The organism is Pseudomonas sp. P135, from assembly GCF_020312125.1.
In the GTDB taxonomy this organism is placed as follows: Bacteria; Pseudomonadota; Gammaproteobacteria; order Pseudomonadales; family Pseudomonadaceae; genus Aquipseudomonas; species Aquipseudomonas fragariae.
Window position 1 is genome coordinate 132752 of sequence record NZ_JAGPYR010000003.1, and the last position, 13221, is coordinate 145972.

8 protein-coding genes are annotated in these 13221 nt (G+C 60.4%); 6 read left to right on the forward strand and 2 right to left on the reverse strand.

All coding sequences use genetic code 11. From position 1 onward, the window contains the following. Positions 1 to 27: 27 nt before the first annotated feature. A complete protein-coding gene (locus tag KBY08_RS05450; RefSeq protein WP_003406246.1) occupies positions 28 to 645 on the reverse strand; it encodes a TPM domain-containing protein in 618 nt (205 codons plus the stop codon). A gap of 25 nt (positions 646 to 670) precedes the next feature. Further along, on the reverse strand, positions 671 to 1354 hold the full coding sequence (locus KBY08_RS05455) for a TPM domain-containing protein (protein ID WP_032607961.1): 684 nt from the start codon (positions 1352 to 1354) through the stop codon (positions 671 to 673). A 330-nt stretch (positions 1355 to 1684) separates the two neighbouring features. Here KBY08_RS05455 and bglX point away from each other — a divergent pair, with 330 nt between their 5' ends. The 6 genes from bglX (at position 1685) to KBY08_RS05485 (ending at position 13171) form a co-directional block, all read left to right on the forward strand. Beyond that, the gene (bglX, locus tag KBY08_RS05460) at positions 1685 to 3982 is read left to right on the forward strand and encodes a beta-glucosidase BglX (RefSeq protein ID WP_111522084.1); all 2298 of its coding nucleotides are present in this window, start codon (positions 1685 to 1687) and stop codon (positions 3980 to 3982) included. 69 nt (positions 3983 to 4051) lie between these two features. Further along, positions 4052 to 5809: an ATP-binding protein gene (locus tag KBY08_RS05465; protein ID WP_111522085.1), complete on the forward strand. Its 1758-nt coding sequence runs from the start codon at positions 4052 to 4054 to the stop codon at positions 5807 to 5809. A gap of 6 nt (positions 5810 to 5815) precedes the next feature. Then, a complete protein-coding gene (locus tag KBY08_RS05470; protein WP_103377943.1) occupies positions 5816 to 7150 on the forward strand; it encodes a sigma-54-dependent transcriptional regulator in 1335 nt (444 codons plus the stop codon). A gap of 225 nt (positions 7151 to 7375) precedes the next feature. Beyond that, positions 7376 to 9766: a PAS domain-containing protein gene (locus KBY08_RS05475; protein WP_011268781.1), complete on the forward strand. Its 2391-nt coding sequence runs from the start codon at positions 7376 to 7378 to the stop codon at positions 9764 to 9766. 166 nt (positions 9767 to 9932) lie between these two features. Continuing rightward, a complete protein-coding gene (locus KBY08_RS05480; RefSeq protein WP_024641538.1) occupies positions 9933 to 11627 on the forward strand; it encodes a molecular chaperone HscC in 1695 nt (564 codons plus the stop codon). Beyond that, positions 11624 to 13171, forward strand: coding sequence for a J domain-containing protein (locus tag KBY08_RS05485; protein ID WP_058822879.1), 1548 nt, complete (start codon positions 11624 to 11626; stop codon positions 13169 to 13171). Before KBY08_RS05480 ends, KBY08_RS05485 begins: the two co-directional genes overlap by 4 nt. Positions 13172 to 13221: the final 50 nt, after the last annotated feature.

The following is a 13221-nucleotide window of genomic DNA, read 5'->3' on the forward strand; positions in this document are numbered from 1 at the left end:
ATCCATATCGACACCTGCCTTTTGTTGTTACCCCAGCACCACCAGCCGATTCGGCAATTCATTCCTGCCGTGCGTCACTGGTACATGATCGGCAAGCAGCTCGCCACAGGCATGGATACACCCGAGAAACCCCTGCAAGGTCTGTCCGTCTCTGACCTGCTGGGTAAACACGTCAACCATCGCCTTCCAGGTGTCGTTGTGCAGACGACTGGCAATGCCATGGTCAACCAGGATTTCGACATACCGTTCGGCCTCGCTGACAAACACCAGAATGCCGGTTCCGTCGTGGGTCTTGTGCAGGTTCTGCTCGAGAAACTGCCGACGCGCGAGATTCCCGGCCCGCCAGCGCCGCACCGAAAGCGGCACCAGCAACGCGGAGACCTTCGACAGGCGACACACCAGCGCGACAATAATGAACGTACTCATCTGCGCGAGCATCAACTCGTCCGCGCTCAACCATTGAAGGCAGTAGTTGATCGTGCCCGGCAGCAGCAGGCCGATCAGCCCGGCCCAGATCAACGGCATGTAGGCATAGTCGTCAGCGCGAGCGGCCAGTACCGTGACCAGCTCGGCGTCAGTGCGCTGCTCGACGCGGTCAATCGCTTCGGCAACCTGCCGCTGTTCGTCTTTGTTCAGTAAAGCCATGGTTCCCTCATTCCGAATCAATCAACTACCAGTTGCCTGAAGCACCGCCACCGCCGAAGCGTCCGCCACTGCGATCGGCGGCTCTTTCACGTGCGGGCCGGGTGGCGCCGCCCCGTCTGACACTGATGATTACAATCCCCAGCACGATAAGGGTCAACACGATACCGATCAGCCAGACCTGGTCGTCATCGGGCTGCTCGTCATAGTCGGACATCTGCCCTGTCGGCTCGGGATAATCGGGTATCTGGCCACCCAATGCCGCGATGACCGCGCGCGTACCGCGCTCTATGCCGACGGCAAACCGGTTGTCGTCAAACTCGGGGGTCATCAGCATGTCGATGATCAGAGACGCCTGGGCGTCGTTGAGACGGTCCTTCAGCGCACCGCCGACCTCCATGAACACCTTGCGCTTGTCGCGATAGACCACCAGCAGAACACTGTCATCCTTGCCGTGCAGCCCCAGGCCCCAGGCGTCGCCGAGTCGAGAGCCGAACTCTTCGATGCTCGTGCCCTGCAGATCAGCGAGGGTCACCACCACTACCCGCTCCCCGGTCGCCTTTTCATGGGCGCTCAGAAGTCTGGCCAGACGAACCGTAGTCTGGCTGTCGAGCATCTGTGCGGCATCCACCACACTGCCGGTCATCGGCGGAAAAACCAGTGCTGATGGCTCTGCCTCGGCCCGCAATACCCCTCCCAACAGCATCACCATGTACAGCATCCACTGTGAAACAGACTTCAAAATCCAGACCTCCGGTGTTTTTTTGAATCCATTGAAACGACACGCCTTAGCCAAAACACAAGTTCCCCGGCATAATCCACCGCCAACACCTGGTGCGTTCACTATTTGATCGAACAGGGTCTGTACAAAAATCAATCAGACCGCCATTTTCGTACACACCCTGGGGAGACTTCGTACAGTCAAGCGGATAGCAACTATCCTTGCACCCTGTACGAACCATAACGCCAAAGGTCCATAACCCAAAAACTGGCTGTCGGACATTAAACGCGAGTTACTGACAAAAGCCTTGAGAAATCATTCATGAATAAGCTGTGTTTATTAGGTTTGCTGGTCGGTATGGCCAGTCAGTCGGTGATGGCCCAGACCGCTGCCGCCACGGACAATACAACGCTTCAGGCCAAGAATGCCTTCATCGGCAAACTCATGAAACAAATGACTCTGGACGAAAAGATCGGTCAGTTGCGACTCATCAGTATCAGTTCGGAAATGCCACAGCCGCAAATTCTCAAGGAAATTGCCGCCGGAAGAATCGGCGGTACGTTCAACTCCATTACCCGTTCGGAAAATCGTCCGCTGCAGGAAGCCGCAGTCGCCAAAAGCCGTCTGAAAATTCCGATGTTCTTTGCCTACGACGTGGTTCACGGTCACCGGACGATTTTTCCGATCAGCCTGGGCATGGCCGCCAGCTGGGACATGGACGCCATCGCGACGATGGGCCGGGTCTCGGCCAAAGAAGCCAGTGCCGACAGTATCGACATGACCTTCGCGCCCATGGTGGATATTTCCCGCGACCCTCGCTGGGGCCGCAGCTCCGAAGGCTTCGGTGAAGACACCTACCTGGTGTCGCGCATTTCCGACGTGATGGTCAAGTCCTTCCAGGGCAAGAACGTCGCAGCCAATGACAGCATCATGGCCGCCGTCAAACACTTCGCCCTGTATGGCGCGGTAGAAGGCGGGCGCGACTACAACACCGTGGACATGAGCATGACGCGCATGTACCAGGACTACCTGCCGCCCTACAAGGCCGGCATCGATGCCGGCGCCGGCGGCATCATGGTCGCGCTCAACTCGATCAACGGCGTCCCGTCGACCTCCAACAAATGGCTGATGCAGGACCTGTTGCGCAAGGACTGGGGCTTCAAGGGCGTGACCATCAGTGACCACGGCGCGCTCAAGGAGCTGATCGACCACGGCGTGGCCAAGGACTTCCGCGAGGCCGCCAAGCTGGCGATCAAGGCGGGCGTCGACCTGAGCATGAACGACGCGGCCTATGGCGAGCAGTTGCCCGGGCTGGTGAAGGACGGTGAGGTTTCCATGAAGGAAATCGACAGCGCCGTGCGTGAAGTGCTGGGTGCCAAGTACGACATGGGCCTGTTCGCCTCGCCTTACGGTCGCATCGGCGTTGCCGCCGATGACCCTGCCGACACCTATGCGGATGACCGCCTGCACCGTGCCGAAGCTCGCGATGTGGCGCGCAAGACGCTGGTGCTGCTGAAAAACCAGAACGAGACATTGCCACTCAAGAAGCAAGGCACCATCGCGGTGATCGGCGGACTGGCGCAAAGTCACCTCGACATGCTCGGCAGCTGGTCGGCAGCCGGTCGTCCCAACCAGTCGGTGACAGTGTATGAAGGGCTGGCCAACGCGGTCGGCGACAAGGCGAAGCTGGTTTACGCACGCGGTGCCAACGTCAGTGACAATGAACACGTCCTCAACTACCTGAACTTCATGGAGAAGGAAGTAGAGATCGACCCGCGTCCGGCGCAGGAAATGATCGACGAAGCGGTCAAGGTCGCCGAGCAGGCCGATGTGATCGTTGCCGTGGTCGGTGAGTCGCGCGGCATGTCCCATGAATCGGCCAGCCGCAGCAGCCTGAACATTCCGGGCAAACAGCGCGACCTGATCAAGGCGCTCAAGGCCACTGGCAAACCACTGGTGCTGGTGCTGATGAATGGCCGTCCGCTGGTTCTGGTCGACGAACAGGAACAGGCCGACGCCATGCTCGAAACCTGGTTCCCGGGCACCGAAGGCGGCAATGCAGTGGCTGACGTACTGTTCGGCGACTACAACCCGTCGGGCAAGCTGGCCATGACATTTCCGCGCTCGATCGGTCAACTGCCGGTCTACTATGCGCACCTGAACACCGGCCGTCCGTATCACGAAGGCAAGCCAGGCAACTACACCTCGCACTATTTCGAGGAGCCCAATGGCCCGCTGTTCCCGTTCGGTTATGGTCTGAGCTACACCCAGTTCGACGTCTCGGACATCACGTTGTCGGACGCCAGCATGACGCGCAAAGGCAAGCTCACTGCCAGCGTGACCGTGAAGAATACCGGCAAGGTTGCCGGTGCTACCGTTGTGCAGCTGTATCTGCATGACGTAGCGGCGTCGATCAGCCGTCCGGTAAAGGAACTGAAAAACTTCGAAAAAGTGATGCTTGAGCCCGGAGAAGAAAAAGTCGTGACCTTCACCCTCAGTGAAGACGATCTGAAGTTCTACAACACTCAGCTCAAGCACGTGGCGGAACCTGGCGAATTCAAGGTCATGATCGGCCTGGACTCCGAAGCTGTGAAAGAAGCGACCTTCAATCTGTTGTAACCCCTGCGCATGGCGCGTTCGTGAGCAGTCGCTCGGGAACGCGCCAACAGGGTCCGATCAGGCTGCGACATGACGCTCAAGCATCGCTACTGGCGCATTACCCTGTACGTGCTGCTGATTCTGGCCGGTGCAGCCCTGTGCGCCGGGCTCGCGATGCGTCAGGCGCAGCGTCACGCAATGTCTGAAGATGCCGCGCGTGCCGAAGGACAACTGGCACTGTATGCCAATACCCTGCACACCCTGATCGAGCGCTACCGCGCCCTGCCCTCCGTTCTGGCACTGGACCCGGAAATTCGTGCCGCGCTGAGCGGCCCGGTAACCGGTGAAGTACAGAACGCACTCAACCTCAAGCTGGAAAAAATCAACAACGCGGCTCATTCGTCGACGCTGGAGTTGCTCGACCTGCAGGGTCTGGCGATTGGCGCGAGCAACTGGCGCACGCCCAACAGCTATGTCGGTCACAACTACGCTTTTCGACCCTACTTCCTGCAGACCCGCGCCAAGGGTACCGGGCGCTTTTATGCGGTCGGGGTGACCACCGGAATTCCAGGGTACTTTCTGTCCAGCGCGGTGTTGAATGATACCGGTGGGTTCATGGGGGCGATGGTCGTCAAGCTGGAGTTCCCCAGCCTCGAGCAGGAGTGGGATAAGGGCGGCGACCTGCTGCTGGTCAGCGATGAGAAAGGCATCGTGTTTATCGCCAATCAACCAGGCTGGCGCTATCGCGAGCTGCAGCCGATCTCGGTGGAAGACCGTGCCACCCTGTTGCGCACCCGCCAGTACGACAAGCAGGTATTGTCACCGCTGCGCAGCCGGGTCATCGACAGCTTCAGCGAAAACAGCCATTTGAGCCGTGTCGACGGCCCGGACGGCACCACGGACTATCTCTGGCAGTCGCTGCCCCTTGCGGACGAGAACTGGACCCAGCACCTGTTGCGCAAGCCGCCCGCGTCCAGCGAGGATGTGCGCAACGCAGGACTGGCCGCCGCAGGCATCTGGCTGGCGCTGGTATTTCTGAGCCTGTTTCTCTATCAGCGCTGGCGACTGGCGCGATTGAGGGAGCGCAACCGGGATGAACTGGAGCGCCTGGTGCAAGAGCGCACACGCGATCTGCACACCGCGCAGGACGGTCTGGTGCAGTCGGCCAAACTCGCGGCGCTGGGGCAGATGTCGGCAGCGCTGGCCCACGAAATCAACCAGCCGCTGACCGCCCAGCGTATGCAGCTGGCGACCCTGCGACTGCTGCTCGATCAAGGCCGCATCGATGAAGCCTGCAAAGCGCTGGTTCCCGTCGATCAGCAACTGACACGTATGGCCGCCTTGACCAGCCATTTGAAGACCTTCGCACGCAAGAGCCCCAGCGGCCTGCGCGAGAGGCTGGACCTGGCCACGGTGGTCGATCAGGCCTTGCTGTTGCTCGACCCGCGCCTGCGCGAGGAACACGTCGACTGCATCCTGCATCTGGCACGCCCGGCATGGGTGCGCGGCGACGCCATCCGCCTGGAGCAGGTGCTGATAAACCTGCTGCGCAATGCACTGGACGCCATGCGCGAGTGCCGCTCCAGGCGCCTTGAAGTGCGTATCGACGCCCTCGACAATCAGTGGCGGCTCAGCGTCAGGGACAACGGAAGCGGGATCGCTGCGGAAAATCTGCCCAGCATTTTCGATCCGTTCTTCACCACCAAACCGGTAGGCGATGGTCTGGGCCTTGGCCTGGCGGTGTCGTACGCCATCATTCATGAACTGGGCGGACAACTGACGGCGCAAAACCATGCGGACGGCGCCGAATTCTGGTTCAGCCTGCCCAACGACTTTCTGGAGGCCTGACCCGGCATGTTGAATTCGGTCATCGTGGTAGACGACGAGGCGCCCATTCGGCAAGCCGTCGAACAATGGCTGACGCTGTCGGGGTTCGAGGTGCAAGTCTTCGCCCGCGCCGAAGAGTGCCTGGCGCACCTACCGGAACACTTCCCCGGCGTCGTGCTGACCGATGTGCGCATGCCAGGCATGAGCGGTCTGGAGCTGCTGACCCGGTTGCAAGGCGCAGACCGCGACCTGCCGGTCATCCTCCTGACCGGTCATGGCGATGTGCCGATGGCTGTGGAGGCGATGCGCGAAGGGGCCTATGACTTTCTGGAAAAACCCTTCAGCCCGGAAACCCTGATCAGCAACCTGCGGCGCGCCCTCGAGAAACGCCAGTTGGTGCTGGAAAACCGCCGCCTGCATGAGCAGGCCGATGCCAGAACCCGCCTGGACGCCACGCTGCTCGGCGTATCGCCCGGCATGCAGACACTGCGCCGCCAGGTGCTGGAACTGGCGCAACTGCCGGTCAATGTGATCATTCGCGGGGAAACCGGCAGCGGCAAGGAACTGGTCGCTCGCTGCCTGCACGATTTCGGGCCGCGCGCCGCCAGACCTTTTGTTGCACTCAACTGCGCGGCCATCCCGGAGCACCTGTTCGAAGCCGAGCTGTTCGGCCACGAGAGCGGCGCCTTCACCGGTGCACAGGGCAAGCGCATCGGTCGTCTGGAGTATGCCGACGGCGGCACGGTGTTCCTTGATGAAATCGAGAGCATGCCGATGGCACAGCAGGTCAAGCTGCTGCGCGTTCTGCAGGACAAGCGCCTTGAGCGGCTGGGCTCGAATCAGAGTATCGACGTCGACCTGCGAATCATTGCCGCGACCAAGCCTGACCTTCTCGAAGAAGCGCGTGCCGGGCGCTTCCGCGAAGATCTGGCCTACCGCCTCAATGTTGCCGAACTGCGCCTGCCGCCGCTGCGCGAGCGTCTTGAAGACATCGCGCAACTGTTCAGCCACTTCGCCCGCGCCGCCGCCGAACGCGTGGGCCGGGAGGCGCCCGCGCTGGATGCAGCGCGCCTGAGCCAGTTGCTCGGCCATGACTGGCCTGGCAACGTGCGCGAGCTGGCCAATGCCGCCGAGCGGCAGGCGCTGGGTCTGGAGCAGGCCCTGCCGCAACCTGATACTCAATGGCCGGGGCATTCATTGGCGACGCGTCAGGAAGCCTTCGAAGCACAATGCCTGCGCGCTTCGCTGGCCCGTCATAAAGGCGACATCAAGGCGGTGCTCAATGAGCTGCAACTGCCTCGAAGGACGCTGAACGAGAAGATGCAGCGCCATGCTCTGGTACGCGAAACGTTCCTCGAATGAGGGCTGCGCAGATTCCGTACAGCTTGTTCCGGCGATAACCGAACATTTCCTGCAGCGCCGGGTCTGCATACTGTTCACGGCTATATGAGGGTCGTGATGGCTGGATACTTATAAGGCATAATGACATCATGCCCGCATGGCTATTCAGCTCACTTTGACAGTCCGAAAGATGGGGCATTTTCTACCGTGAATACTCCCCTCGACCTCCCATTGGGAGGCGGCGAAATGGGTCGGTTTATCCGAGAGACGGACTGGTCGACGTCCGCGCTGGGACCTAAGCAAGCATGGCCCGCAGCGCTACTGTCTTCAATGAATCTGATGCTCAGTTGCCCTGACAGCATGTACCTGCTCTGGGGCCCGGACTACACCCTGTTTTTCAATGACGCTTACGCTCAGGTCCTGCCCATCGCGGCAGCACAGGCGCAGGGGCAGCCCATTGCCTCGGTCTGGGGCGATGCCTGGGAAGCCGTGCGGCCGCTCGCCGAGCAGGCGCTGGCCGGACAAAACCGCCGGTCCGACAATATTCAGCGCACCATCGTGCGCAATGGCAAGCCCGAGCAGACCTGGTGGTCGCTGTCCTACTCGCCGCTGTATGGCGATAGCGGCCTGATCGAGGGCGTGTTCTGCCGTGTCAACGAGACCACCTTGCAGGTCATGGCTGAAGCACGTCAGTCGGAAAACGAAGCGTTCACGGACCGTGTGCTGTCGAGCATCAACGACTGCATCAAGGTGCTGGACCTGGACTCGCGCCTGACCTTCATGAGTGAGGGCGGTCAGCGGATCATGGAGGTCAGCGATTTCAACGCGATTCGCGGCTGCCCCTGGCCTGACTTCTGGCAGGAACAGGGCAATCTGGACGCCATCGCGGCAGTCGAAGCGGCCAGAGCGGGTCAGAACGCCAGTTTTACGGGATCGGCGCGAACCCTGGCCGGCACCACCAAGTGGTGGCATGTGCAGGTCAGCCCGATTTTCGGCAAGGATGGCAAACCGGAGAAGATCCTCTGTGTGTCCAGGGACATGACCCAGCTCAGAGACGCTGAAGAAGCCCTGCTGTCGCTCAACGAGACGCTCGAGCAGCGCGTGGTCGAACGCACCCAGGACCGTGATCGCATCTGGCGGCTGTCGACCGACCTGATGCTGGTGGCACAGTTCGACGGGATCATCTCGGCAGTCAATCCGGCATGGACGCAAGCCCTCGGCTGGTCGGAAGAGCAACTGCTCGACAGCCAGTTTCTGGCACTGGTGCACCCTGAGGACGTGGACAGTACGCTGGCCGCCATGAGCGGGCTGGAGAACGGCCGCACCATCCCGCACTTCAAGAATCGCTATCGCCATCAGGACGGCTCGTACCGGACCATCTCCTGGACGGCCGTGCCGGACAAGCAATTCATCCATGCCGTCGGCCGTGACATTCAGGCCGAGGAAGAGGCCAATGAAGCGCTGCGGCTTTCACAGGACGCCCTGCATCAGGCGCAGAAGCTGGAAGCCATTGGCCAACTTACCGGCGGCGTAGCGCATGACTTCAATAATCTGTTGACGGTGATCCGCTCTTGCAGCGACCTGCTGAAGTCGCCAAACCTCGAAGAGCACCGTCGCGTCAAGTACGTCGAAGCCATTTCCAGCACGGTGGACCGGGCCGCGCGCCTGACCGGACAGTTGCTGGCGTTTGCCCGCCGTCAGGCCTTGCAGCCGGAAGTGTTCGATGTGTGCAAAAGCGTGGCGCGCATTGGCGAGATGATGGACACGCTGACCGGCGCGCGGATTCAGGTCAGCATCGACCTGCCTGCCGAGCCGTGCTTCATCTTCGCCGATGGCAGCCAGTTCGATACTGCGCTGGTCAACATGGTGGTCAACGCCCGCGATGCGATGTCCGGCGCGGGGCGGCTGGTCATCAAGGTTGAATGCGCTGCCTGTCCTGCCGACGATCAACCCGCTTCACTCGGCGAGGGTGACTATATAGAGGGTGACTATGTAAGGGTATCGCTGACCGATACCGGCGCCGGTATTGCCAAGGAGAAACTGGGCCTGATCTTCGAACCGTTCTATACCACCAAGAGTGTCGGCCAGGGCACGGGGCTGGGTTTGTCGCAGGTATTCGGGTTTGCCAAACAGTCGGGCGGTGAAGTGCTGGTTGAAAGCGAGCTGGGCAAAGGCAGCCGCTTCACGCTGTGCCTGCCCAGCGCACAGAATCACGAAGTCGTCCAGGAAGACCATCGCCACACCCTCACCCCGTTGCCCGGGCTGTGCGTGCTGATGGTCGAGGATAATCAGGACATCGGCACCTATACCCGCCCCATGCTTGAGCAACTGGGTTTTCAGGTACTCTGGGTGAGCAGTGCCGCCGAAGCGCTGAAAGAGCTTTCCGGCAACCCGGAAAACTTCCATGTGGTGTTCTCGGATATCGCCATGCCGGGGATGAGCGGCCTGGAACTGTACGCCGAAATCGAAGCGCGCTATCCGTGGATGCCGGTGGTTCTTACCACCGGGTACAGCACTGAGTTCGCGACGATCGCTCAGGACGAAACACAGCGCTTCGACCTGTTGCAGAAACCCTACTCCAGAGACGATCTGGCGGCGATTCTGCACAAGGCGGTGAGCCGTAGCGGCGAACACTGAGGGGATGGATTCGCATCAATTCATCACGCCAGCGGATTCACTGATGCCTGATACGCATGAGTGAATCCCGGCACTTCCGACGCATAAAACCAAGACAACACCGGTTGCCTTGATTCAGAATCACGCAAAACATCGCAACACTCTTAGAGCAGGGAGCATTTTCGAGATGATCGTCGGTATTGATCTGGGCACCACCAACAGCCTGGTGGCGGTATGGCGCGACGGCAGCAGCGAGCTGGTGACCAACGCATTGGGAGAAACACTTACCCCCAGCGTTGTCGGGCTGGACGACGACGGGCAGATTCTGGTCGGCAAGGCAGCCCGCGAACGCCTGCAGACCCACCCGGAAAAAACCGCCGCCCTGTTCAAGCGCTACATGGGCAGCGCCCAGGAAATTCGCCTCGGCTCTGCTACTTACCGCCCCGAAGAGCTGTCCTCGCTGGTGCTCAAAAGCCTGAAGGCTGATGTCGAGCGCGCGTTTGGCGAGCCGGTCACGGAAGCGGTGATCAGCGTTCCGGCCTATTTCAGCGACGCTCAGCGTAAAGCCACGCGTATTGCCGGAGAGCTGGCGGGCCTCAAGGTCGAGAAGCTCATCAACGAGCCGACAGCGGCGGCACTTGCGTATGGCCTTCACCAGAAGGAAGGCGAAACCTCGTTTCTGGTCTTCGATCTGGGTGGCGGGACCTTCGACATCTCGATCCTCGAACTTTTCGACGGCGTGATGGAAGTACGTGCCAGCGCGGGCGACAACTTTCTGGGGGGTGAAGATTTCGATCAGGTCATGGTCGAGCACTTTGTGAACCTGCACCGCGATGAGCCGGACTTCCCGTCAACGGAGCTGATTGCCCCGGCCTTGCGGCGCGAAGCCGAGCGGGTGCGCAGGGCTTTGGGCCAGGACGCAAGTGCCGACTTCGTATTGCGTCACGCCGACAGGGAATGGCGAAAGACCATTACTCAAGAGCAGATGAGCGATTTTTATGCGCCCCTGCTCAACCGCCTTCGCGCGCCGGCCGAGCGTGCGCTTCGAGACGCGCGGATACGCGTCGCCGATCTGGATGAGATTCTGCTGGTGGGCGGCACGACGCGCATGCCGTTGATCCGCAAGCTTGCCGCGAGCCTGTTCGGGCGCTTCCCTTCCATTGCTCTCAATCCCGATGAAATCGTCGCTCAGGGCGCAGCGGTGCAGGCGGCACTCAAGCACCGGGATGCAGCGCTGGAAGAGATCGTCCTCACCGATGTGTGCCCTTACACGCTGGGGATCGAGACCATCACGCAAGTTGGCAATCGCTATGAAAGCGGTCACTACCTGCCCATTATCGAACGCAATAGCGTCGTACCGGTCAGCCGGGTAAAAACAGTGCAGACCGTCAGTGATGATCAAGAGCACGTTATGGTGCGGATCTTTCAAGGCGAAAGCCGTATGGTCAAGGACAACATCGCCCTGGGCGAGCTCATTATCCCGATCCCCAAGGCGAAGGCCGGCGAAGTGGCGCTGGATGTGCGTTTTACCTATGACAATAACGGCCTGCTGGAGGCCGACGTGATGACACAGCTGACCGGGGAACGTCACAAGCTGGTCATCGAAAACAACCCTGGCGTGATGACGCCTGATGAAATACAGGAGCGCCTTCAGGTACTCGAAGCACTCAAAGTCCATCCGCGCGAACAACAGGCCAACACTCATCTGATCGCCAGACTTGAACGCCTGTATCAGGAATGCCTGGGCAGCGATCGAGAACTTATCGATCACTGGACCACCCAGTTCCAGCATGTGCTGGAGACGCAGGACGAGCGGCAGATCAGCGAAATTCGCAAGCAACTCAAACAGGAAGTCGACACGTTCGAGCAGGGCGCAAGATGATCGACTGTTGGTCAGTACTTGAGCTGAATCACGATGCCGACGAGCGCAGCATCAAACGCCAATATGCCCGGTTATTGAAGGTCAACCGTCCTGATGAAGACCCGGTAGCCTTCCAGAATCTGCGTGATGCCTATGAAGAGGCGCTGCAGCGGGCACGATCACGCGCGGATGAGGACGACCAGCCTGTCATGCTGCGCCAGCCCTTGCCTGAGCCCTCGCCTGCCACGCTTCTGACAACGACCGTTATCGAGCAGCCCGGTGGCCTGGACTGGCTTCAACAGGTCAGGCAAACCACAGCGCAGAACCTGCTCGAGCAACAGCAGCTCGCCATGGAGCATGGACAGGCCGAGCGCTTTCAACAACTGTTGCTGCTGGAGTGCCTGAACGACTCGGCGCGTCGTGTCGAGTTGATCAAAGCTGCATTTCAGCATCTGCGCTGGCTGACGGTATGGCAAAGCATTCATATCAGCAGCTACCAGCAGCACGCCTTGGCCGAGGCGATATTGCGCGAGGCGTTCGAAGCGTTCAGCGCACTCATCGAGAGCGGGCAGCATGCACGCTTCATTGAAGAACTTCAGACGCTGGAGCAACAGCCCTGGCTGACAGAGCTGGAGCGTCGCGAGCATTTGCAATGCAGGTGCATGGTCTTGCTGATTGCCAGCCAGCATGTGACCTCTGACCTGCTGGAACAGACGCGCGCGGTATTTGGCTGGAACCTGCAGCAAAACCTCCACCCCGGCCCCGAAGACCTCTGGCAGACGCTGCGCCAGCGATACGAAGAAGTGGAGTATGCCGAGCATCTGCAACGCCTGCTCGACACCAAACCGAGCACTGCCGAAGGCAAGGCCGCGCACTTGATGTTCAAGCCGCCACGTCTGGCCGCGCGGATCCGTACTGCGGTCAAGCAAGACACCTCGGTGTGGAACGCCTGCGCGCATATTCAGGAGCAGTTGACCGTCCACTACCCCGATATCCTCAAGCGCTACCCCGAAGCAGACCTGAACGCCTGGAAACTCATGCGTGAGCAGAGCGATTTCACGCCGCTCATCTGGGTCTACATCGGCGCTTTTCTGCTGGCGTTGCTGGCCCCTCCGCTAGCGCCTGAAGGGGTGGAATACAATCCGGGAACGCGGGTCGTCGCGCTGTTCCTGACATCGCTGTGGACAACCGTCGGCTTTTTCATCTTCATCTGCGTATGGCGTCCGCTGATGGTTCTCGCAGAGCCTGCCGATGCCTGGCTGAGCAGCAAGTTACTGCCCAAGGTGCTGAGCTGGCCCGGTGCCCAGGCGCTGGTCTTGCGGCATGGCCTTCCGTTTTTGTTTCTGGGCCTTGTCCACGTGCTTGACGGCCCGCGCACGCTGCTGGCTTATCTGCTGCTGGCGGTGCTGTGGGTCGCCCTGTCGCCTTATCGCTACCTGTTTCAGACGGCGCCTGCCCGGCAGAAGATTCGGCAGTTTTATGCAAGGCACACGATCATGGTGATCATCGGCACTGTCAGCATCGTCATGGCAGCGCTGTTGATCTCCTCTAAACTGAGCGCTTGAGCGGTCTTCTGTCGGCAATCGACCAGAACAACCTGCTGCGAGCGCTCCCA